Genomic DNA, 22,499 nt, shown 5'->3' on the forward strand with positions numbered 1-22,499 from the left:
CTCATCCGCCAGCGATGATCCCGTGAGCGGGAAGGAGCCGACCGGCGAGGGGGAAGCGTGAGTGGTGTGGTGTCGACGCTGAGGGCCGCGACGGCGATGACCGTGCTGGCGCCCGTGTTCGTCCCGGCGCCCGCCGTGGCCGATCCGGCCGCAGTCGATCCCGACACGGGGCCGGTGGCGTATGCCAACGCCGCGTCGCTGGCCGTGACCGACGACGGCTACGGCGCGCGCGGTGGTTCCGTCATCAGCGAGACCCAGCGCTCCCCGGTCACGCCCGGGTCGTCCCGGTTGGGGCCCGCCAGGTCCGCGGTGCCCGGATCGGACGGCGAACGCGCCGCCGTGGGCCCGCACTACCGGCTGGCCATCGAAGGCCACGACGTCACGGCCACGCTGCGCGACCGGCGGGTGCCCGCGGCCGAGGCCCGTGCGGACTTCGTGCTGACCGACCGGGCGGCGGAGGCGGAGCCGGTGGTGCTGTCGTTCGAGTCCTCGGTGACGGCGGTCGAATGCTCGTCGGCCGAGGACGTCACAGCCGAAGCCACGGCGGCACGCCTGTCGATGCTCGATGCCGACGGTGACCTCACGCCGGTCGAACCGCCCCGGGCGGGCGACGAGGTGCGCAGGCGCGACCTCCCGTTCGGCCCACCCGGCGAGATCGCCGACGACGAGCGCGCCACGTCGGACATCACCGTCCGCCGGGTCGACGACTACGAGCAGCTGCTGCGGCAGGACCAGTGGCGCGACGGTGACGTCACCGCCGCGTCCGGCTGGCTCGTCGAGATCGACACGCACGTGTGGCGTGCGGACGGCGACGGGAGTGGCCTGCTCGACCTGCCGGGGCTCGGGCACGCCGGGGACACCGAAAACGCCGAGGATGCCGAGTCGGCGCCGGTGCGCACGATCGAGACGACTCTCGTGCTGGGCGGGGTGAGTTGCTCGGTTCCCTCCGGGTTCGTGCGCCACGGGGGCGGTGGAGCCGAACCCGGAGCGCCTGCGCCGTCGGTGCCCGTGACCATCCCGGCCGGTGCGGGCGCGCCCGTCGAGGCACGAAGCGCCGGCACCGACACCGGCACGGGTCCGTCCGGCGCGTCCGGAGCGTGGTGGGGAGCGGCGTTGCTGGGTGCCGGTGCCCTCTTCGGCGGTGCGGCACTGGTGCTGGCCCGGCGGGCGAGCTCGGTGCGCGGCGGGTCATGAGCGCGAACGGGGCCTCGCCGGTGTGGCTGCGGAGGGTGGCCACCCTGCTCGCGGTGTTCGCCGTGCTCGCGACCACGGCGGGTGTGGCGGTGCTGCGCAGTGGTGCGACATCCGAAGCGGGGCCGCCCTCGCCGGTAACCGAGTTTCGTGCGAGCGTTCCCGCCGAAGCGGGCGAACCGGCGGCCGAGCCCGACCCCGCTCCGACCTCGCGGCCCACGGGGCCCGCCGAGCCGCCCCCGGACACGCCTCAGCCTCCGGGCACCGTGCGGCTGGCCGACGGCGACACGGCGGGGCTCGTGCGCACGCGGCTCACCGGCGACGGCACGCTGCCGATCCCGCCGGGGACCGCGGATGTCGCCTGGTGGGGAGCGGAGGTCGGCGCCGAACGCGGTGTCTCCCTGCTCGCCGGGCATGTCGGCTGGCACGGCGCCGACGGCTCGTTCGCGGCGTTGTGGCGGCACCGGCCCGGCGACGAGGTCACCGTGCGCGACACGGCCGACCGGCCCTGGACCTACCGGGTGGCGGCGGTCCGGACGCTGCACAAGACCGACCTCGGCGCCCACGCCCCCGACCTGTTCCGCCAGGACGGCCCCCACCGGTTGGTGCTCGTCACCTGTGGGGGCGACTACCTCGGCGGCACGGACGGCTACTCCGACAACCTCGTCGTCACCGCCACGCCGGTGAGCACGCCCTGAGCCGGTCCATCCCCACCGGAGCCGCGCGGGGTCTCGCCGGATACGCTGTGGGTTCAGAGCAGAACAGCCCAAATCCGGATGCCTTCGGAGCGTGGAGTGCCCGCCAACAGCATTGAGACCGTCGTCAACCTGTGCAAACGTCGTGGCTTCGTCTTCCCCTCGGGGGAAATCTACGGCGGTACCCGGTCGGCGTGGGACTACGGACCGCTCGGCGTCGAGCTGAAGGACAACATCAAGCGCCAGTGGTGGAAAGCCATGGTGCAGAACCGCGAGGACGTCGTCGGTATCGACTCGTCGGTGATCCTCCCGCGCCAGGTGTGGGTGGCCTCGGGGCACGTGAACGCCTTCAACGACCCGCTCGTGGAGTGCCTGGCGTGCCATCGCCGGTTCCGCTCCGACCAGCTCGCCGAGGACTACGCCGAGCGTACGGGCACCGAGGTCGACGAGAGCGACCTGTCCGACGTGCCGTGCCCGAACTGCGGCAATCGCGGCCAGTACACCGAGCCGCGCGAGTTCAACATGATGCTCAAGACCCACCTCGGTCCGGTGGAGTCCGAGGAGGGGCTGCACTACCTGCGGCCCGAGACGGCGCAGGGCATCTTCGTCAACTTCCTCAACGTGCAGACGACGTCGCGCAAGAAGCCGCCGTTCGGCATCGGCCAGATCGGCAAGTCGTTCCGCAACGAGATCACCCCGGGCAACTTCATCTTCCGCACCCGCGAGTTCGAGCAGATGGAGATGGAGTACTTCGTCGAGCCCGGGGAGGACGAGACCTGGCACCAGTACTGGATCGACACCCGTACCGACTGGTACACCGACCTCGGGGTGCGGCGCGAGAACCTGCGGCACTACGAGCACCCCAAGGAGAAGCTGTCGCACTACGCGAAGCGCACGGTCGACATCGAGTACCGGTTCGGCTTCTCCTCGGGACAGGAGTGGGGTGAGCTGGAGGGCATCGCCAACCGCACCGACTTCGACCTCACCACGCACTCGAACCACTCCGGCGTGGATCTGTCGTACTTCGACCAGGCGTCGGGGCAGCGCTACCGGCCGTTCGTGATCGAACCCGCCGCCGGGGTGGGTCGTCCCATGATGGCGTTCCTGCTCGACGCCTACACCGAGGACGAGGTGCCCAACGCCAAGGGCGGGGTGGACAAGCGCACCGTGCTCAAGCTCGACCCGCGACTCGCGCCGTACAAGGTGGCGGTGCTGCCGTTGTCCCGGAACTCGGATCTGACGCCGAAGGCCCGTGACGTCGCGGCGATGCTGCGCAAACACTGGAACACGGACTTCGACGACGCGCAGTCGATCGGCAAGCGCTACCGCAGGCAGGAGGAGATCGGCACGCCGTTCTGCGTGACCGTCGACTTCGACACGCTGGACGACCACGCGGTGACGGTGCGCGAGCGCGACACGATGGCGCAGGAGCGTGTCGCGATCGACAAGCTCGAGTCCTACCTTGCCGCGCGGTTGGTCGGCTGCTGAGGTGGCCCCGTCGATGCGGAAGTGGCTGCGGCGGACCGTCGTCGGCGTCGTCCTCGTGGGGATGCTGGTGGTCGGCGGCACGGCGTTCCGGGTGTGGCACGTGGCGCGCGCCGACGAGCGCCCCACGGTGGACGCCATCGTGGTGCTCGGCGCCGCGCAGTACAACGGCACGCCCTCGGAGGTCTTCCAGGCCCGGCTCGACCACGCCAGGGAGCTGCACGAGCAGGGCGTCGCCGACGTTATCGTCACGACGGGGGGATCGCGTGAGGGTGATGCCTTCACCGAGGCGGAGGCCGGGGCGAACTGGCTGCGCGAGCGGGGGGTCGGTGACGAGTCGCTCGTGGTCGTGAGCGAGGGAAGCGACACGCTGCGATCGGTGCGGGCGGCGGCCGACCGGGTCCGCGAACGCGGTGGCAGCGAGGTCGTCGTCGTCAGCGATCCGTGGCACTCGCTGCGGTCGGCGATCATGGCGGAGGACGCCGGGTTGTCGGTGTGGACCTCGCCCACGCACTCCGGCCCCATCGTGCAGACCCGCACCACCCAGGCCCGCTACATCATGCGGGAGACCGCCGCGCTGCTCTACTACCGGTTGTCCAAGAACCCGGCCGACCAGATCGGCGGACTCGGTCTCTGACCGACAGTGACGTCACTCGAAGGTGTGACGTCACTGTCCCACCGTCTGGGAGTCGTTGGGACGGGCGCCGACACGTGATTAGCGTCGGTGGGGACGGTGGCCGCCCCGGCCAAGCCGTGTCCGACCGAGTGCGAAGGAGCGTGTGGGATGACCGACGGCTGGTCGTTCGAGACCAAGCAGATTCACGCGGGAGCGGAGCCCGATCCCGCGACCGGGGCCCGCGCCACGCCGATCTACCAGACCACCTCGTACGTCTTCCGCGACAGCCAGCACGGGGCCGACCTGTTCAGCCTCGCCGAGCCCGGCAACATCTACACGCGGATCATGAACCCGACCCAGGACGTCCTGGAGCAGCGCGTCGCCTCGCTGGAAGGCGGCGTGGCGGCGCTGGCGTTCGCGTCCGGCTCGGCCGCCACCACGGCGGCGGTGCTGAACCTGGCCGGCGCGGGTGACCACGTGGTGGCCAGCCCCGCCCTCTACGGCGGCACCTACAACCTGTTCAACTACACGCTGCCGAAGTTCGGGATCGAGGTCACCTTCCTGTCCGATCAGGACGATCTCGACGGCTGGCGTGCCGCAGCGCGGCCGAACACCAAGCTGTTCTTCGCCGAGGCGCTGGCCAATCCCGGCAGCAACGTGCTCGACATCCGTGGCGTGGCCGACGTCGCGCACGACGTCGGCGTGCCGCTGGTGGTGGACAACACCATCCCGACGCCCTACCTCCTGCGGCCCCTCGACCACGGAGCCGACGTGGTCGTCCACTCCGCGACCAAGTACCTGGGCGGGCACGGCACGACCGTGGCCGGGGTGCTCGTGGACGGGGGCACGTTCGACTTCGGTGCGCACCCGGAACGCTTCCCCGGTTTCACCGAGCCCGACCCCAGCTACAACGGGCTCAGGTACTGGGAGGCGCTGGGCCCGGGTGCCTTCGCCGCGAAGGCCCGCGTGCAACTGCTGCGCGACACGGGCGCGGCCATCGCCCCGCTGAACAGCTTCCTCATCCTGCAGGGCATCGAGACCCTGTCGCTGCGCATGGAGCGGCACGTCGCCAACGCGACCGCGCTGGCCGAGTGGCTGGAGCAGCGGGACGAGGTGGAGACCGTCTACTACGCGGGCCTGCCGTCGAGCCCGCACCACGCGGCGGCGCGGAAGTACCTGCCGCGCGGCGCCGGGGCGGTGTTGTCGTTCGACCTGCGTGGTGGGGTGGCCGCTGGCCGGGCGTTCGTCGACGGCACGAGCCTGCACAGCCAGCTCGCGAACATCGGCGACGTGCGCAGCCTGATCGTGCATCCGGCCAGCACGACGCACAGCCAGCTCAACCCGGACGAGCAGCGGGCCAGCGGTGTGACGCCCGGCCTGGTGCGCCTGGCGGTGGGGCTGGAGGGCCTGGAGGACCTCAAGGCCGACCTCGAATCCGGGTTCAGGGCGGCGAAGGCCGCTCAGTGACCTCACCGGGCAGTACCGGTCTCCCGCCCGCCACCGGTGCGTGGCAGGCGGGAGACCCGGTGGGCAGGCGGCAGTGGTTGCGCCCCGACGGCGCGGTGCGGCTGGAGTCGGGCGCGCTGCTGCCCGAGGTCGTGCTCGCCTACGAGACGTGGGGCACGCTGGCCGCCGACGGGTCGAACGCGGTGCTGATCGAGCACGCGCTCACCGGCGACTCCCATGCCGCCGGCGAGGTGGAGCCCGGTCATCCCAGCCCCGGCTGGTGGGACGGGCTGATCGGGCCCGGCCGCGCCCTCGACACCGACGAGTTGTTCGTCGTGGTGTCCAACGTGCTGGGTGGCTGCCAGGGTTCGACGGGACCGGCGTCGCTCGCGCCCGACGGCGGGCACTGGGGGAGCCGGTTCCCCCGGGTGACGATCCGCGACCAGGTGTCGGTGGAGGTGGCGCTCGCCGACGCGCTCGGCATCGAGCGGTGGGCCGCGGTGCTCGGCGGGTCGATGGGGGGCATGCGCGCGCTGGAGTGGGCGGTGATGCGCCCCGAGCGCGTGCGTGCGCTGCTGGTGTTCGCGAGCCCGGCCGCGGCGTCGGCCGACCAGATCGCCTGGGCGTCTCCGCAGCTCCACGCGATCCTCGCCGACGCGAACTGGCGGGGCGGCGACTACCACGCGGCAGGGCCCGGCGAGGGCCCGCACCGGGGGCTGGGGGTGGCGCGCCGCATCGCCCACGCCACCTATCGCAGTGAGCTGGAACTGGACCGGCGATTCGGCCGCAGGCCGCAGGACGGGGAGGACCCCGCCTCGGGCGGCCGGTTCGCCGTCGAGTCCTATCTCGATCACCACGCCGACAAGCTGGTTCGCCGGTTCGACGCCGCCAGCTACGTCTGGCTGACCCGCTCGATGAACGGTCACGACGTCGGCCGCGACCGGGGCGGTGTCGCCGAGGCACTCGCGCGGGTGCGGGCCCGCACGATCGCGGTCGGTGTGGACTCGGACCGGCTCTACCCGCCGGCTCAGGTGCGCGCCCTCGCCGACGGCATCCCGGGAGCCCGCTACGCCGAACTGGCGTCGCCGTACGGGCACGACTCGTTCCTCATCGAGACCGAGCAGGTCGCCGCCCTGGTCAAGGACCTGCTGAAGTGAGTCGTCGAACGTGAGCAGCCGTGTCCGCAGCCTACGTAGCCGTGTTCGCAATCCGCGTAGCCGCGCAGGTCGGCTCTCTTGACAGCGGCGCCGGGCTGGTCACCGTAGTCCGGCTCCTCGCAAGCTGAGCACGCGGTCATCGTCGGAGCGCGCCGTAAGCTTGCACGGCATGGGCTACACCTCGCACGACCTCCAGCGGCGCTTCGCCGAACGGCCCAAGGGGTCCGCGCTGCCCGGCGCGCACGGTGACGGGAGGACGCCGTTCGCGCGCGACCGGGCGCGGGTGCTGCATTCCGCCGCGTTGCGCACCCTCGCCGGGAAGACGCAGGTGGTGGGCCCCGGTGAGGGCGCTGAGGTCAGCGGCGTCCCGCGTACGCGGCTCACGCACTCGTTGGAGGTCGCCCAGATCAGCCGGGGGATCGCCACCGATCTCGGCGCGGACGCCGATCTCTGTGACACCGCGGGACTCGCCCACGACATCGGTCATCCGCCGTTCGGCCACAACGGGGAGGCCGCGCTCGACGAGGCGGCGCGGGCCTGCGGAGGCTTCGAGGGCAACGCGCAGACGTTGCGCATCCTGACGCGGCTGGAGCCGAAGGTGCTGGGGGAGTGCGGCGAGCCGTACGGGCTGAACCTCACGCGTGCCGGGCTCGACGCGGCGATGAAGTACCCGTGGCCCCGGCGCGACGGGCAGCGCAAGTTCGGCGTCTACGCCGACGACCTGGCCGCGTTCACCTGGGTGCGCGAGGGCGCGCCGGAGGGCCGCGTGTGCCTGGAGGCGCAGATCATGGACTGGGCCGACGACGTCGCGTACTCGGTCCACGACGTCGAGGACGGCGTGCTCGCGGGGCGGATCTCGCTGCCGGTACTCACCGAGCGCGCGGAGCGGGAGGCGCTGGCCGCGCTGGCGGCCGAACACTTCTGCACGCTGCCCGTGGCGACGGTCGAGGGCGCCGCCGTCGCGTTGCTCTCGCTGCCCGCGCTGGCCGAGCTGGTGCGCAGGCCCTACGACGGCTCGCCCGGCGCGCAGGCGGCGCTCAAGTCGCTGACGAGTGAACTGGTGGGCCGGTTCGTGTCGGCGGCGGTCACCGGTACCCGCGCCGAGTACGGAGACGGGCCGCTGACCCGCTACGCCGCGAGCCTGGCCGTGCCCGACCAGGTGGCCGCCGAGGTGGCGCTGCTGAAGGCGCTCGCCCTCCGCTACGTGATGAGCGACCGGCGGCGGCGCGCGGTGCAGGAAGGGCAGCGAAGGTTGCTGGCCGAGCTGGTGGAGGTGCTGCCGCTGCGGGCACCCGACGTGCTCGACGCCGGTTTCCGCCCCGCGTGGCTGGCGGCGGCCGATGACGCCGCCCGGCTGCGGGTGGTGGTCGACCAGATCGCCTCGCTCACGGACGCCCAGGCACGGGCCTGGCATTCCTGGCATCGGGGCCGTCCTGCCTGAGGCGATCACACGGTAACGTCGGGGAATGCCCGCTTCCCACGCCGTCCAGGCTCACCTGGGCTTCGCTCTCGCCGTGCACCGGGCCCTCGCCACGCCCGGTCAGAACAACTGCTTCTCGCCGTACTCGCTGGCCAGCGCGTTGGGGCTGGTCACAAGGGCGGCTCGGGGCGACACGGCCGCCGAACCGGCGACGCTGCTGTCCGGTTCTCCGGAGGGCGCGGCCGAGCAGGCCGAGCTGCTTCGTGACTCGGCCGTGCTGGAGCCGCCGGGGCCCGGGGAACAGGCCCCGGAGTTCGCGGTGTCGAACACGTTGTGGGTGTGGCGCGAGCTGGAGGTGAAGCCGGGTTTCGTCGCGGAGTTGCGCGCGTGGCCGTCCGGCGGGATGGCAACGGCGCCGTTCGTGGCGGACCCCGAGGCGGCCCGGAGCGCGATCAACCGGGACGTCGCCGACACGACACGGGAGCTGATCCCGGAGCTGCTGCCACCGGGCGCGGTCGGGGGCGACACCGTGGCCGCGCTGGTCAACGCGCTGTACCTGCGGGCCGGCTGGACGACGGCGTTTCGCGAGTCCGACACCGAGGACGGCGACTTCCACAGCCCGGCGGGCACCGCCCGCGTGCCGATGATGCGGCAGGCCGAACGACTCGGCCACGCGGCCCACGCGGGCTGGCAACTCGTGGATCTGCCCGCCGCCGGTGGCCTCGCCGTCTCGGTGTTGCTGCCCGACCGGCCGCTGGCCGAGGCCGAGCCCGAGCTGACCGCCGAGACGGTGGCCGAGCTGCTGGCCGCGCGACGCGAGGCGATGGTCCGGGTGAGCCTGCCGAGGCTGTCGCTGGACGTGCGGGCCGAGCTCAAGGGTGTGCTGGGCTCGCTGGGCGTACACCGGATGTTCGAGCCCGGAGCCGACTTCGGCGAGCTGAGTGACGATCCGCGCCTGCTGGTCTCCGACGTTATGCACCAGTCGGTGCTGCGCGTCGACGAGAGCGGCCTGGAGGGCGCGGCGGCCACCGCGGTGATGATGCGCCTGGTGTCGGCCCCGGCGGGCGAGCCCGTGACCGTGACGGTCGACCGCCCGTTCCTGCTGCTCGTGCGCCACCGCACCACGGGTGCGGTCTACTTCCTGGCGAGGGTTGTCGAGCCGTGAGTGCGCCGACCCGGCTGCCCGCCCGTCGCGAGGTGGCCGAGCGGCTGGTTACGGCACGGCGGCGGCTGCCGTGGACCCGGTTCGCCGACGCGGCCGTGTACGCGGGCTTCGTGCTGGCCGCGTTCCTGCTCTACCGGCCGCTCTGGGAGAACCTGGGCAGTGGCTACCTGGCGCACAGCGGCCAGGACCAGAACATGTGGGAGTGGTTCTTCGCGGTCACCGCCCACTCGGTGCTGAACTTCGAGAACCCGCTGTTCACCACGCTGCAGAACCATCCGCTGGGCGTGAACCTCATGGCCAACACGGCCATGTTCGGCGTCGGCGTGCCGCTCACCCCGGTCACCGTCCTGTTCGGACCGACGGTCACCTGGGCGATCGCGCTCACCGGCGGGCTCGCGGGCACCGCGGCGGCCTGGTACTGGGTGCTGTCGCGGCACCTGGTGCTCACGCGCGCGGGCGCGGCGGTGGGAGCGGCGTTCGCGGGGTTCGCGCCGCCGATCATCTCCCACGCCAACGCCCACCCGAACTTCGTGGCCCTGTTCGTCCTGCCGTTCGTGGTGCTGTGCCTGCTCAAGCTCGCCCGAGGCGAGCGCGTGGTGCGCACCGGCGTCGTCCTTGGGCTGTTGGTGTCCTACCAGGTCATGCTGGGCGAGGAGGCGCTGCTCATCGCGGCCGTCACGATGGCCGTGTTCGCGCTCGCCTACGCCGTGTCGCGCCCTGTGCAGGCGTGGGCGATGGCGAGGCCACTGGCCCGGGGCATCGGGGTGGGCGCGGCGGTGTCGGTGGCGCTGGTGGCCGTGCCGCTGTGGTGGCAGTTCTTCGGCCCGCAGAGCTATCCCGGTCTCGAACACGGCCTGCGTGGCAACGACGTCGCCGCGTTCACCGCGTTCGCCACCGAGTCGGTGGCGGGCAGCGAGGACAGCGCGGTGGAGCTGTCGATGAACCGCACCGAGGAGAACGCGTTCTTCGGCTGGCCGCTCGTCGTGCTGCTCCTGGTGCTCACGATCGCGCTGTGGCGGGACGTCGTGTCGCGGGCACTGGCGGTGACCATGCTGGTGCTCGCGTGGATCTCGATGGGTGCGCTGCTCATCGTCCACGGCGAGGGCACGTCGATCCCCGGACCGTGGATGCTGCTGTTCGACCTGCCGTTGCTCGACTCGGTGCTGGAGTCCCGGTTCGCGCTGGGCTGTGTCCCGGTGATCGGGATACTGCTGGCGCGGGCCACCGACCGGGTGCTGCACCTGCGGGTGCGTGCCGACTGGCGCTGGACGGCGGGCATCGTGTGGTTCAGCGTTCTCGTGATCGCTCTCCTGCCGATCGCGCCCACGGAGCTGCGGGTCGGGCAGCGGGGAGACACGCCCGCGTACTTCGCCGACGGCGGCTGGCGGCACCTCGTGGACGACGGATCGGTCGTCGTCGCACCGCTGCCGAATCCGGGCGACGCCGACGCGCTGCACTGGCAGGTCGAGGCGGGCCTGGAGTTCCCGCTGGCCGGCGGCTACTTCGTGGGCCCCAACCCGGACGGGGACGGCATGTACGGGCCGGTGCGGCGGCCCACCGCCGCGCTGCTGGACGGGGTGGCCGCCACCGGCGTCGTGCCCGAGGTCACGGAGGCCGACCGGTCGGACGCGCTGGCCGACCTCCGGTTCTGGCGGGCCGACGTCGTGGTGCTGCCCATCGGCGAGACGGCGTATCCGAGGGAACTGCGGGACACGATCGCCACCCTGCTGGGACACCCGGGGCGGGTCACCGCCGACGTGTGGGTGTGGGACGTGCGCGCGCTGACCGGGCCCCGCTGACGTCAGCGCGGCGGCGGTGTCAGCGACGTCGGAGACCCCAGTGACCTCAGCGACCCCAGCGATCTCAGCTTGTCGGGGTTGACGACGTCGTAGACGGCCACCACCAAGCCGTCGCGGACCGCGATCGTCTGCACGTGTTCGTCCACGTCGCGGTAGTCGCCGTCACCCCGGGACGACGGCACGTGCAGCCCGAGGTCGCCGTTGACCAGGACCGGGTGCGCGGCGTCGAACGCCTCCGGCCGGTACCGCCGCAGCAGTCCCACGAGCAGGCGGCTGATTTTGTCGGCTCCGACGACGACCTGGCGGGCGGTCTGAGCCTTGCCGCCGGAGTCGCCGACGAACCGGGCCTCGGGATGCAGCAGTGCCACCACAGCGGGCACGTCTCCGGTGAGGACGGCCGCGAGAAACCGTTCCAGGATGCGCCGTTGCTCGTCCTGGGCGGCGCGCGGCGGCGGTGCCGCGTCGGCGACTGCCCTGCGGGCGCGCGAGGCGTACTGGCGCGCCGCGGCCTGCGAGCACCCCAGGATGTCCGCGATCTCGTCGAATGGCAGCGCGAAGGCGTCGTGCAGCACGAACGCCACCCGCTGCTGCGGGGTGAGGGTGTCGAGCACCACCATCGCCGCCAGCCGCACGGCGTCGTCGCGCACCACGATGTCCAGCGGGTCGTCGGCCCGCGACGGCCCGCCCGGGCCCAGCGGGGTGACGATCGGTTCCGGCAGCCACTGCCCGACGTAGTGCTCGCGGCGTGCCGCCGCCGACCGCAACCGGTCCAGGCACACCCGGCCGACCACCGTCGTACACCAGGCCCGCACGTCGCGCACGGCGGCGCGTTGCCCGTCGCCCAGCCCGGCCCAGCGCAGCCACGTCTCCTGGGCGGCGTCCTCCGCGTCCGCGAGTGACCCGGTGAGGCGGTAGGCGACGGCGATCAGGTGCGGGCGCAGCGCGGTGACGGGGTCGGTGGGGCCGTCCTCGTCACCGCCGCCGCTGTCGGGACTGCCGGAGCTCATGTGTGCAGTATGGTCCCGGCGCGGTGTCCGCCGCAGCCGGTCACGGGAGTGCCACCGCACTGCCCGCGCGGCCGCACCCGCCCGGTGTTCTACCCTGGGCCCGTGGCGGGACGGATCCGGGAGAGCGACATCGCGCAGGTGAGGGAACGGACCCGGATCGACGAGGTCGTCGGCGAGTACGTGGCCCTGCGGCGCGCGGGCGGCGGTGCGCTCAAGGGACTGTGCCCGTTCCACGAGGAGAAGACGCCCTCGTTCAACGTCCGCCCCACGCACGGCACGTTCCACTGCTTCGGCTGCGGTGAGGGCGGCGACGTCATCAAGTTCGTCATGCAGATCGAGCACCTGCCCTTCGTGGAGTCGGTGGAGCGGCTCGCCGACCGGGTGGGCCTGCACCTGACCTATGAGGGTGGCGGTGGCAGCGTGCGCCGCGACCGGGGCACCCGGTTGCGGCTCGTGGAGGCGCACAAGGCCGCGCAGGCGTTCTACGCCGAGCAGCTCGCGACCCCGGAGGCCGAGGCGGCCCGCACGTTCCTCACCGAACGGGGATTCGACCAGGCCGCGGCGGCGAAGTTCGGGTGCGGCTTCGCGCCCTCGGGCTGGGACCGGCTCACGAAGCACCTGCTGCGCGGTGGGTTCGAGCTGGAGGAGCTGTACAAGGCGCAGCTGTCCCGGGAGGGCAGGCACGGCCCGATGGACCGGTTCCACCGCAGGCTCGTGTGGCCGATCAGGGACCGGGGCGGCGACGTGGTGGGCTTCGGGGCGCGGCGGCTGTTCGACGACGATCCGATCCAGGCCAAGTACCTCAACACCAGCGAGAGCCCCGTCTACAAGAAGTCGCAGGTGCTGTTCGGGCTCGACCAGGCCAAGCGGGAGATCGCGCGGCGGCACCAGGTCGTGGTCGTCGAGGGCTACACCGATGTGATGGCCATGCACGAGTCCGGCGTGCCCACGGCGGTGGCGTCGTCGGGCACGGCGTTCGGTGAGGACCACATGCGGGTGCTGCGGCAGCTCATGATGGACGACGACATCTTCCGCGGCGAAGTGATCTTCACGTTCGACGGTGACGAGGCGGGCCAGAAGGCCGCGCTCAAGGCGTTCGAGGGCGAGCAGACGTTCGCCGGACAGACCTACATCGCGGTGGCACCCGACGGCATGGACCCCTGCGAACTCCGGCTGGCGAAGGGCGACACCGCCGTGCGCGACCTGGTGGCGCGCCGGATTCCGTTGTTCGAGTTCGCCATCCGCAGCCTGCTGTCCGAGTACGACCTGGAGTCGGTCGACGGTCAGGTGGCGGCGTTGCAACGCACGGTGCCGCTGGTAGCGCGCATCAAGGACAGGGCCAAACGCGACGGCTACGCCACCAAGCTGGCGTGGTGGGTCGGCTGGCAGGACGAGGCGATGGTCGTGAACCGCGTGCGCGAGGAGTCGGGGGCCCCGGCGAAGCCGTCCGGTACCCGTCGCGCGGCGGCGCGCAACGGCACCGGCTCCGGCGCGGCGAACGGCACGGGCACCGAGCGTCCCGACCCGCGCAATCCCGATCTGCGGGCCCAGCGCGAAGCGTTGAAGGCGGCGTTGCAGGAGCCGTCGCTCGCGGGACCCGAGTACGACGCGCTGCCCGAGGACGCCTTCCTGCACCCCGCCTACGTGGCCGTGCATCGCGCCGTGCTGAAGGCGGGCGGCACGAGCGGCGGCCTCGCCGGGCCGGCGCTCATCGAGACAGCCGCCCGGCACACCGACGACCCCACGGTCACGTCGCTGCTGTCGGAGTTGGCGGTGGAACCGTTGCAGGCCAAGGCGGACGCCGACGTGCGGTACGTGTCGAGCGTGCTCGCCGCCGTGCAGGAGAGCCTGGTCGGCAGGCAGATCGGCGATCTCAAGTCCCGGTTGCAGCGACTGTCCCCCGTGGACGCCGCCGACGACTACCGGGCGCTGTTCGGCGATCTCGTGGCGCTGGAGCAGTACCGCAAGGCGCTGCGGGAGCAGGCCATGGGTGGATGGGACTGATCACGGTGAACCTGGTGCGCAGGATCTTCGGCTCTCCGGTCCCCGAGGTGGTGCGCGACGCGCTGGCCGACGAGGAGCACGTGCTGGCCTTCGCGGCCACCGGCACGGGCGGGAATCTGGCGGTCACCGCGCTCGGGCTGTGGGTGCCGCACGGTGACGGTGTGCGCCGCATCGGCTGGGACGCGGTGAGCAAGGCAGTCTGGCGGGGCGACGCGCTCACGGTGACCGAAGCCGAATCCGCCGAGCACATCGGAGCCGCCGTCGTGCTGCGTGAGCTCGCGCCCGTGCGGTACGTCTTGCCGAAACCCGGACGCATCCCGCATCTCGTGCGGCAGCGGGTCGAGGGCTCCATCCGCTCCCGGTACCGCAAGGAGTTGCCGGGCGGCGCGGCGTGGTTCGTGGTGCGCAAGCTGCCCGGGACGGACGGCGTGGTGTTGCAGGTGCGGCCGGACCCGGGTACCGACCCCGAGGTGGTGCGCGCCATCGCGCAGGAGGCCGCGGCCGCACTCGCCGAGCGCCCCACGGCCGAGGACTGACAGCCCGGAGCGCCGGGTTCGCCTGCCGACGTACTCCGGCGGCACCGCCGTACGTCGGTGAGCGGCCCCGGTACGCGCGCCGAGGCCGACGACGTCACCGTGCCGCGCCCGTAGCGTCACCACGGTGATGAACAGCGAGATTTCCGGACGGTCGGCAACGCGAACGCGGGGGCGTGGCCTGGGCCTGTCGTGGCCGATGCTCTGCGGGCTGGCGGCGCTGGGCGTGCCCAGGGTGGTGGCGCACGATCTCGACCTCGTCGGGCCCGTGGTGAACTCCGTGCTCGTCTTCCTGCCGCCGCTGGTGTGGCTGGTTGTGGTCGTGGCGCGCTCGGTGCCCTCGCCGCTGCGGACCCTTGCGGCCGTCGGGCTGGTGTACGGCGTGCTCCTCGCGGCGACCCACCAGTTGTTGTGGCAGCGGGCGTTCGAGGGCGAGTCGCCCGTGCTCGGCGGCAACCTCGCCGGGGCGCTGCCACCGGAATGGGAGGCGGTGGTCGTGCGCGTGTTCGCCGGTGGCAGCAGCGTGGTGACCGGGGTCGCGGTGGGCGTGGTCACCGGTCTGGTGGCGTGGGGCGTGTCGGCGCTGCTGGGCCGGGCGGACCGCGAGCACTGAGGGATGGCGCCGCGCCCCCTGTCGCAGTACGTTCGTACTGTTTCGTCGGACGAGGGAGGCAGGCCGTGTGGGATCCGCAGGCGTACCTGAACTACGACGAGCTGCGGGCACGGCCGTTCCACGAGCTGCTGGCCAGGGTGCGGGCGAGACAGCCCCGCCGGGTCGTGGACGCCGGATGCGGGCCCGGCACGCTCACCGCCGAACTGCGACGGCGTTGGCCCGACGCGACGGTGGAGGCGTTCGACAGCTCGCCGGACATGGTGGCCGCCGCCCGCGACGCCGGAGTGGCGGCGCGGGTGCTCGACGTCACCGCCTGGGAACCCCGGCCCGACACCGACGTCGTGGTGGCCAACGCCGTACTGCAGTGGGTTCCGGAGCACCGTGAGCTGCTGGGCCGCTGGATCGGCGAGCTACCCCGCAGAGCATGGCTGGCGATGCAGGTCCCGGGCAACATGGCCGCCCCGTCCCACCGGGTGGTGCGTGAACTCGCCGCGAGCGAACGCTGGGCTCCGCTGCTGCGCGACGTACGGATGCGGGGCGCCGAGGCCGTGGGCGAACCGCGCGACTACGCCGACCTGCTCGCTGACGAGGGCTGCGCGGTGGATGCCTGGGAGACCACCTACCTGCACCGGCTCAGCGGGCCCGACCCGGTGCTGACCTGGATCACCGGAACCGCTCTGCGGCCCATCGTGGCCGCACTGGATCCGGCAGCGTGGAAGGACTTCCGCGCGGATCTCGCCCCGCTGTTGCGCGCGGCCTACCCGCCCCGAGCGGACGGCACGACCTGGTTCCCGTTCCGGCGGATCTTCGTGGTGGCGCGCACCGGCGGCTGAGAACTCACGTCCCATCCCGGCGGCCGGACCCCGCCGCGGCGTGCCCGTCGGGGCCGTGCGCGACCGGATGGTGCCGCCGGGTGAACGGCAACCGCTCGCCGAGCTTCTCCCCGACTTTCGCCCGCGCCACCCCGGCGGCCCCCTGCACGGCGGGATGGTCGGCGAGCGTGCGATACGTGCGCACGATCTGCTCGTAGCGGGCCCGGCCCGCCCGCGCCCCGAGCACGTAGCCCGCCGCGGCGCCCAGCAGGAACATCATCATCGAACCTCTCCTCGCCGACGGGTGAAACGAACGCCCGTCCATTGTCCCGCAGCGTGGCCCGCCACGCCGTGTGGTGAGGACCGGGGGGGTGGGTGCGCGGGGTGATCGAGGGTGAGCTAAAGTAGTCACCCGTCGGGCCGGAATGATCCGGTCGGACAGCGCGATCCCTCGTAGCTCAATTGGCAGAGCATTCGGCTGTTAACCGAAGGGTTGCTGGTTCGAGTCCAGCCGGGGGAGCCGTACTTACCCCAGGTCGATGACCTGGGGTTTTTTTGTGTTCATTTGGCCCGGCGCCGCCCCGCAGCCGGACCGGTCGAGTTTTTTCCGGCGCGGGTGTCGAATTCGGTGCTTCCCGGTCGATGCTCTGATGACAGAGCACCTCTACTCGACCAAGGAGCACCATGCGCACCCTGATCGCGACCGCGTTCGTTTCGCTCGACGGCGTCGTCGAGGCGCCCGGGGGAGAGCCGGGCCACCGTAGCTCGGGCTGGACCTTCACGTCCGTGGAGTTCGACGAGGCCGCCTACGAGATCAAGGACCGCGAACAGCAGGAGGCCACGGCCATGTTGCTGGGCCGGGTGAGCTACGAGGCGTTCGGGTCGGTGTGGCCGACCATGACCGAGGAGTTCGCTGGCTACAACGCGATGCCGAAGTACGTGGTGTCGAGGACGTTGAAGGAAGCGGACCTGGTGACGAACTGGGGTGACATCACCATCCTCCGTTCCCTCGACGACGTCGCCGCGCTCAAGGCGACCGAGGGCGGGCCGATCAGCGTTCACGGCAGCGCCGCCCTCAACCGCGACCTGTCCGATGCCGGCCTGATCGACCGCTACCACCTGCTCGTCTTCCCGGTGCTGCTCGGTGCGGGGAAGCGGCTGTTCAGCGACACCGACAAGGACCAGCAGACCCTCGCTCTCGTCGAGAGCGAGTCCTACGGCAACGGTATCCAGAAGTTGGTCTACGACGTCGTCCGTTGACTCGCACCTGCGTGCGGGAACTCGGTCCGGTGGTCACCGGTTTCGGCCGGAGCACCGGGCCTTCGGGTAGCCCCGGTAGCACCGCCGTCCGACTCGAGCGCGGCCCGGCTCAGGACGGCGGGGGCGCCGCGAGCGACAGGCTGTTGCCGTCCGGGTCGAGCACGACGACGTGCCGCACCCCGTTGTCGTAGGTCTCGACCGGCTCGTGGCGGATGTCGTGCTCCGCGAGGCGCGCGAGGATCGCGTCGAGCCCGTCCACCTCCAGGGTGAGCAGGGCGCCGCCCGCTCGGTCGGGCTGCTCGTCGACGAAGATCCATGCGGTGTCGCTGACGCGCCACAGCGCCTCACCGCCGATCACCTCGTCGGCCTCGCGCCCGAAGAGGGCGGCGAACCACGTGGGGGCGGTGTTCCGGTCGGTGACCGGAACACCGCAGTACAAGCGAGTCATCGATCCCATGCGAGGACCGTATCGCCCGGGTCTGTCACATCGGAGGCGTTCGGCGCGACCAGCAGGGTGAACGAAGGAAGGGGGCACACCGTGACGGACATGCCCTATCAGCAGCCGGGCGCGCAGCCCGCAGCGACACCCCACAAGCGGCGCAGGGTCTTCCGCTGGGTCTTCCTGGGAGTGCAGCTGCTCTTCCTGGCCTTGCTCATCATCGGAATCGTCGGGAACTCGGGCAGCTGTGAAGGACTGACCGGCCAGGAACTTGAGGTTTGCCAGGCGGGCACGGGGATCGGTACGACCATCGGAGTCGGCCTCATCATCGGACTGTGGGTGGCCGTGGACCTTATCCTGGCCCTGACCTGGCTGGTGTTCCGCAAGCGCTGACCGGGCTGCTCACCTTCCGAGCGGGAACGCGGGCCGGAGCAGGCGGTGGGGGTCGTGCCGTGCTCGTAGCCGCCGCAGCCGGCCGCGGTCGCCGGGGGAGAACGCGGTGTCGATGTCGTCCTCGGCCAGGTCGTCGAACGTGAAGTTGAGTGCCCTCCCGAGCGCCAGCGGCCGCCAGGAGGCGAGGATGTCGTGGTGTCGGGCCCGCGCTGCGGTCAGTTCGCCTGGACCGACCGGTGACACCGTGCCCACCGTGTAGGCGGCGTCGCGGTGCCCGACAGCGTTGGCCACGTCGGGCTGCCGGGCCAGCGCACCGCCGAGGTGCCGGAACCCGACCACACACGGCGGCCCGCTTCCGGGGGCCGAATCGGCGGTCGCGGCGGTGAGCGCGTCCGCGTCGAGGTCGCGCAGGAGCAGGCTCTCGCCTCGGTAGGCGTGCGGTCGGTCGGGTTCGGCGAACACCGCGCCCGACTCCGCATAGGGAATCTCGCGCACGGTGTCGAGCACGGGGCCGAGCGCGCGCAGCGGTTTCAGTAACGCGGCCCCGGCTGCCTGTGTGCCGAGAAAACTGATCTGGATCTGCCCGACGTGCCGCCCACGCAGCGGTTCCGGCGCTGTGGGCGAGTCCGGGAACGGCAGCAACGCCAGTGCCGATGTCAGCTCGTCCGGGAGAGCCGATGTCCACTCGTGCCACTGCCTCGCCAGCGAGGGAACGCGGTGCAGGTCGAAGAACAAACCGCCACCATAGAGGGTGGTGACAGGAACGAGATCGATCTCCATGCTGGTGACAACGCCGAAGTTGCTGCCGGCACCTCGCAGCGCCCAGAACAGGTCCGGTTCCGAGGTCGCGGTCACCTGGTGGGGTGTGCCGTCGGCGGTCACCAGGTCGAGCCGCCGGACGTGGTCGGCGGCGAAGCCGTAGCGGCGGGCCAGCAATCCGACGCCACCGCCCAGCGTGTAGGACACCGCGCCTACTCCGGGGAGACTTCCCGACAGCGGGGCGAGACCGTGCGGCGCGGCGGCATCGATGACGTGCTGCCAGGTGGCGCCCGCCTCGACCCAGGCGGTCCGGGCCGTGGGGTTCACGCGAACCGCCGTCAGCGCCGAAGTGTCGATCAGGATGCCCTCGCCGCGCAACGGGAAGGCGAGCCCGTGTCCGGTTGCCTGCACCGCGATGCGGGTGCCTTCGGCTGCGGCGAGCGCGACCGCGGCGCGAACGTCGTCGGTGTCGGCGGGGTGGACCACCAGCGCGGGTTCGTGGCAGCGCAGCGACTGAAACCCGTTGAGGGTGTCCCCGTAGTCACGGTTCGCAGGTTCGGTGACTGCACCACGGAGGTGGCGTGCCCATCGCGCGGCTGAGGTCGAGAGGTGCTGAGTGCCGGTCATACCGCGACGTTAGAGCGCGTTGAGGACAGAATCGCTCCGCAAAGTGGGGGTACCGTGTCCGGGTGGAACCCACCGAGCCGCGCCAGGACACGGCGGCCCGGTTGCTGCGCCTGCTGGGACTGTTGCAGAGCAGACCCGAGTGGGTGGGTACGGAGCTGGCGGGGCGGCTCGGCGTGACCACCCGCACCGTGCGGCGCGACATCGACCGGCTGCGCGGGCTCGACTACGTCATCGACAGCACCAGGGGCGCCGCTGGTGGCTACCGGCTGCGCGCGGGCAGGACTCTGCCGCCGCTGGCGCTGGATGACGACGAGGCGGTGGCAGTGGCGGCCGGGCTGGTGACGTCGGCGCTGGGCAGCATCACCGGCATCGAGGACCGGTCGATGCGAGCGCTGGTCAAACTGGAGCGGATGCTGCCCGCGCGGCTGCGGCGGCGGTTGTCGTCTGTCGTGAACGCGACGGAGACGGTCCCGCGGCACGCTACACCGCGTGTCGATCCCTCGGTGGTGGCCACACTCGCGTTGTGCTGCACCGAACGCGAGATCGCCACGTTCGAGTACCGGGACCGGGCGGGACGAACCAGTGGCCGCCGCACCGAGCCGCACAGTCTGGTCACCCTGGAGGGTCTGTGGTATCTGGTGGGGTTCGACGTGGACCGGGCGGGCTGGCGGACGTACCGGGTGGACCGCATAGGCGAGCCGAGCTCCACCCGACATCGATTCGCGCCGCGGGATCTTCCCGCGGCGGACCCCGCCGAGTATCTGGTTCGGTCCCTGGCACGAGCGCCCTACCGCTACACCGCCGTGCTCCGGATCGGCATGTCGGCTGCCGCAGTGCGGGCGGGGCTGTTCCGTCCACTGCCAGGGCATGTCACCGAGGACGGTCCGGCTGGTTGCACGGTGCGGTTGAGTGCTGAGACGCCCGAACTGGTCGCTCAGTACGTGGCCTCGATCGCGGCGCTCGGCGCGGAACTCGATCTCGACGCGCCGGAGGCGGTGCGCAGCCGCGTGCGGGCCGTCGGGGCGCTGTTGCGTTCCGTCTGACAACGCACACCTTGGGTGACGACAGGGCCCGGTAGGTTACGGTCGTGCCACAGTACCGAGTGTGACGAACTCGTAATAATCGCGCCTGCGCGCGGGAGTGCCGACGTCCGACGGCGGTTCACCCGGTTGGGGGTGCGGTGTTTCGCGGTCCACACCCGCAGGTCAGCGAGCGTTCAGTGCTCCGGCCCACGCTGAGGTTTCCGGAAACTGCCCCGGGGATATCTCTCCGCCCGACCACGGTGAGGTGGCTTCGCAGTGGTTTGACACCCCATCGGACCAGCGATAGCTTGCCGGGCCTGTACGGAGGGAGATCATCACTATGCTGGAGAAGCTGCAACGGGCTCTGGGGTTGAAGACGAACCCCGTGATCTTCTTCAGCTCGGCGCTGCTGGTCCTGGTGTTCGTCGTCGTGTCCATCGCGTTCACCGACCAGGTCGACACGGTCTTTCGGGCCGCGTCGGACTGGGCGATTACGAACCTTGGCTGGTTTTACATCCTGGGTGTGACGAGCTTCCTGGTGTTCTTGCTCTGGATCGCGTTCAGCCGTTACGGCCATGTGCGATTGGGCGGCAAGGACTCCCGGCCCGAATACAGCAACGTCAGCTGGTTCGGCATGCTCTTCGCCGCGGGTATCGGCACCATCCTGATGTTCTGGGGTGTGGCCGAGCCCGTCAACCACTTTGCGAACCCGCCGTTCAGCGGCGCGCACGACCAGGTCGCCGACGCGGCCGAGAGTGCGGGGAGTTCGCAGGAGTTCGCCGAGCAACTAAGGGAGATCCCAGTCGGTGCGGGAGACACCGCACCGCTGAGCGAGAACGCCGCCAACGAGGCGATCGGATTCTCGCTGTATCACTTCGGTTTCCACACGTGGGCCATCTTCGCGCTGCCCGCGCTGGCCTTCGCCTACTTCGCCTACAAGCGTGGCCTTCCGTTCCGGGTCAGCTCGATCTTCCACCCGCTGCTGGGTGACCGGATCAACGGCCCGATCGGCAAGACGATCGACATCGTGGCCGTGATCGGCACGCTGTTCGGTGTGGCCGTCTCGATCGGTCTCGGCACGCTGCAGATCAACAGCGGGTTGAACCAGCTGTTCGGGTTCGAGATCGGAGCCACTGCTCAGATCCTCATCATCGCCGTGGTCACCACGATCGCGACGATCTCGGTGGTGACGGGGCTGGACAAGGGCATCAAATGGCTGTCCAACATCAACATCTGGATGGCCGTCGGGCTGCTGCTGGTCGTTCTGATCGCGGGATCGACCGTGTTCCTGCTGCGCGGTGTCATCGAGAGCACCGGTAACTACCTCAGCATGCTGGTGCCGCTCTCGTTCTGGAACGACGCGCTGCCCGCGAACGACTGGGGCTGGCAGGGTAGCTGGACCGTCTTCTACTGGGCGTGGACGATCACGTGGGCGCCGTTCGTCGGCATCTTCGTGGCGCGCATCTCCAAGGGACGCACGGTGCGCGAGTTCGTGATGGGTGTGCTGGGCGCGCCCGTCGTGTTCTCCATTATCTGGTTCAGCATCTTCGGGATGTCGTCCATCAACCTCGAGTGGAGCAATCCCGGCTCGCTGGTCGGACCGGTGGTGCAGGAAGGCGATACGGCCGCGTCGCTGTTCGCGTTCCTGGAGAACTTCCCTGCCGCCGAGTTCCTCATGGCGCTCTCGGTGCTGATCGTGGTCATCTTCTTCACCACGTCGTCCGACTCGGCCTCGCTGGTCGTGGACATGCTGACGTCGGGTAACTCGGTCAACCCGCCCGTGCGTCAGCGCGTGTTCTGGGCGCTGCTGCAGGGCCTGGTCGCGGCCACGCTGATCGCGGCCACGGGTGAGGAAGCGCTAGCGGCACTCCAGCAAGTCATCACAGTGATCGGGTTGCCGTTCTTCCTGATCGCGTTCGTGATGATGTACTCGCTGGTCAAGGCGCTCAAACGGGACACATCGGACCTCGAACTGCTGCCCCGCCGGGCTCGGGCGATGCTCGAACGAGAACGGCGTGAGCGGGACAAGGAAGCCGAGGTGGAACCGAGCTAGTAC

At 71.2% G+C, this 22,499-nt stretch carries 21 protein-coding genes and 1 tRNA gene; 18 read left to right on the plus strand and 4 right to left on the minus strand.

All coding sequences use genetic code 11. From position 1 onward, the window contains the following. Positions 1 to 57 precede the first annotated feature (57 nt). The 9 genes from FFT09_RS18830 (at position 58) to FFT09_RS18870 (ending at position 10,974) form a co-directional block, all read left to right on the plus strand. The gene (locus tag FFT09_RS18830; RefSeq protein WP_244231415.1) at positions 58 to 1,194 is read left to right on the plus strand and encodes a hypothetical protein; all 1,137 of its coding nucleotides are present in this window, start codon (positions 58 to 60) and stop codon (positions 1,192 to 1,194) included. Beyond that, positions 1,191 to 1,889: a class F sortase gene (locus tag FFT09_RS18835; RefSeq protein ID WP_138383492.1), complete on the plus strand. Its 699-nt coding sequence runs from the start codon at positions 1,191 to 1,193 to the stop codon at positions 1,887 to 1,889. The genes FFT09_RS18830 and FFT09_RS18835 overlap by 4 nt, the downstream gene beginning before the upstream one ends. Positions 1,890 to 1,985: 96 nt before the next feature. After that, entirely contained in the window at positions 1,986 to 3,374 is a 1,389-nt protein-coding gene (locus FFT09_RS18840) for a glycine--tRNA ligase (RefSeq protein ID WP_081195179.1), read from the plus strand. A 13-nt stretch (positions 3,375 to 3,387) separates the two neighbouring features. Then, on the plus strand, positions 3,388 to 4,008 hold the full coding sequence (locus tag FFT09_RS18845) for a YdcF family protein (RefSeq protein ID WP_081195464.1): 621 nt from the start codon (positions 3,388 to 3,390) through the stop codon (positions 4,006 to 4,008). A gap of 147 nt (positions 4,009 to 4,155) precedes the next feature. Next, positions 4,156 to 5,454, plus strand: a complete 1,299-nt coding sequence (locus FFT09_RS18850; protein WP_081195181.1) for a bifunctional o-acetylhomoserine/o-acetylserine sulfhydrylase — start codon at positions 4,156 to 4,158, stop codon at positions 5,452 to 5,454. Continuing rightward, positions 5,451 to 6,590, plus strand: a complete 1,140-nt coding sequence (gene metX, locus FFT09_RS18855; protein ID WP_138383493.1) for a homoserine O-acetyltransferase MetX — start codon at positions 5,451 to 5,453, stop codon at positions 6,588 to 6,590. Before FFT09_RS18850 ends, metX begins: the two co-directional genes overlap by 4 nt. Positions 6,591 to 6,759: 169 nt before the next feature. Beyond that, a complete protein-coding gene (locus FFT09_RS18860; RefSeq protein ID WP_138383494.1) occupies positions 6,760 to 8,031 on the plus strand; it encodes a deoxyguanosinetriphosphate triphosphohydrolase in 1,272 nt (423 codons plus the stop codon). 25 nt (positions 8,032 to 8,056) lie between these two features. Further along, a complete protein-coding gene (locus FFT09_RS18865; protein WP_138383495.1) occupies positions 8,057 to 9,175 on the plus strand; it encodes a serpin family protein in 1,119 nt (372 codons plus the stop codon). Beyond that, on the plus strand, positions 9,172 to 10,974 hold the full coding sequence (locus tag FFT09_RS18870) for a glycosyl transferase (protein ID WP_138383496.1): 1,803 nt from the start codon (positions 9,172 to 9,174) through the stop codon (positions 10,972 to 10,974). Before FFT09_RS18865 ends, FFT09_RS18870 begins: the two co-directional genes overlap by 4 nt. 2 nt (positions 10,975 to 10,976) lie before the next feature. Here the strand turns inward: FFT09_RS18870 and sigJ are convergent, their stop codons facing one another. Further along, the gene (sigJ, locus tag FFT09_RS18875) at positions 10,977 to 11,981 is read right to left on the minus strand and encodes an RNA polymerase sigma factor SigJ (RefSeq protein ID WP_138383497.1); all 1,005 of its coding nucleotides are present in this window, start codon (positions 11,979 to 11,981) and stop codon (positions 10,977 to 10,979) included. A 102-nt stretch (positions 11,982 to 12,083) separates the two neighbouring features. On the opposite strand from sigJ, the gene dnaG reads away from it, so the two are divergent. The 4 genes from dnaG to FFT09_RS18895 all read left to right on the plus strand — a co-directional run bounded on the left by dnaG (position 12,084) and on the right by FFT09_RS18895 (position 15,964). Further along, the gene (dnaG, locus tag FFT09_RS18880; protein WP_244231416.1) at positions 12,084 to 13,985 is read left to right on the plus strand and encodes a DNA primase; all 1,902 of its coding nucleotides are present in this window, start codon (positions 12,084 to 12,086) and stop codon (positions 13,983 to 13,985) included. A 5-nt stretch (positions 13,986 to 13,990) separates the two neighbouring features. Next, on the plus strand, positions 13,991 to 14,521 hold the full coding sequence (locus FFT09_RS18885; RefSeq protein WP_138383584.1) for a hypothetical protein: 531 nt from the start codon (positions 13,991 to 13,993) through the stop codon (positions 14,519 to 14,521). A 127-nt stretch (positions 14,522 to 14,648) separates the two neighbouring features. Then, on the plus strand, positions 14,649 to 15,131 hold the full coding sequence (locus tag FFT09_RS18890; protein WP_138383585.1) for a hypothetical protein: 483 nt from the start codon (positions 14,649 to 14,651) through the stop codon (positions 15,129 to 15,131). A 65-nt stretch (positions 15,132 to 15,196) separates the two neighbouring features. Continuing rightward, on the plus strand, positions 15,197 to 15,964 hold the full coding sequence (locus tag FFT09_RS18895) for a trans-aconitate 2-methyltransferase (protein WP_138383499.1): 768 nt from the start codon (positions 15,197 to 15,199) through the stop codon (positions 15,962 to 15,964). Between the two features lie 4 nt (positions 15,965 to 15,968). On the opposite strand, the gene FFT09_RS18900 is transcribed toward FFT09_RS18895, so the two are convergent. Beyond that, positions 15,969 to 16,226 (minus strand): hypothetical protein, encoded by a 258-nt coding sequence (locus tag FFT09_RS18900; protein WP_081195197.1) that lies wholly within the window; start codon positions 16,224 to 16,226, stop codon positions 15,969 to 15,971. A gap of 164 nt (positions 16,227 to 16,390) precedes the next feature. On the opposite strand from FFT09_RS18900, the gene FFT09_RS18905 reads away from it, so the two are divergent. After that, a tRNA-Asn gene (locus FFT09_RS18905) sits at positions 16,391 to 16,463 on the plus strand. Between the two features lie 164 nt (positions 16,464 to 16,627). After that, positions 16,628 to 17,203 (plus strand): dihydrofolate reductase family protein, encoded by a 576-nt coding sequence (locus FFT09_RS18910; protein ID WP_138383500.1) that lies wholly within the window; start codon positions 16,628 to 16,630, stop codon positions 17,201 to 17,203. A 109-nt stretch (positions 17,204 to 17,312) separates the two neighbouring features. Here the strand turns inward: FFT09_RS18910 and FFT09_RS18915 are convergent, their stop codons facing one another. Continuing rightward, a complete protein-coding gene (locus tag FFT09_RS18915; RefSeq protein ID WP_138383501.1) occupies positions 17,313 to 17,660 on the minus strand; it encodes a VOC family protein in 348 nt (115 codons plus the stop codon). A gap of 90 nt (positions 17,661 to 17,750) precedes the next feature. Here FFT09_RS18915 and FFT09_RS18920 point away from each other — a divergent pair, with 90 nt between their 5' ends. Beyond that, positions 17,751 to 18,035, plus strand: a complete 285-nt coding sequence (locus FFT09_RS18920) for a hypothetical protein (protein WP_138383502.1) — start codon at positions 17,751 to 17,753, stop codon at positions 18,033 to 18,035. 9 nt (positions 18,036 to 18,044) lie between these two features. On the opposite strand, the gene FFT09_RS18925 is transcribed toward FFT09_RS18920, so the two are convergent. Continuing rightward, positions 18,045 to 19,421, minus strand: a complete 1,377-nt coding sequence (locus FFT09_RS18925) for an FAD-binding oxidoreductase (RefSeq protein WP_138383503.1) — start codon at positions 19,419 to 19,421, stop codon at positions 18,045 to 18,047. A 62-nt stretch (positions 19,422 to 19,483) separates the two neighbouring features. Here FFT09_RS18925 and FFT09_RS18930 point away from each other — a divergent pair, with 62 nt between their 5' ends. Next, a complete protein-coding gene (locus FFT09_RS18930; protein WP_244231417.1) occupies positions 19,484 to 20,464 on the plus strand; it encodes a helix-turn-helix transcriptional regulator in 981 nt (326 codons plus the stop codon). A gap of 319 nt (positions 20,465 to 20,783) precedes the next feature. Further along, positions 20,784 to 22,496, plus strand: a complete 1,713-nt coding sequence (locus FFT09_RS18935) for a BCCT family transporter (RefSeq protein WP_081195211.1) — start codon at positions 20,784 to 20,786, stop codon at positions 22,494 to 22,496. Positions 22,497 to 22,499: the final 3 nt, after the last annotated feature.

This window comes from Saccharomonospora piscinae, assembly GCF_005862235.1.
Taxonomy (GTDB): domain Bacteria; phylum Actinomycetota; class Actinomycetes; order Mycobacteriales; family Pseudonocardiaceae; genus Saccharomonospora; species Saccharomonospora piscinae.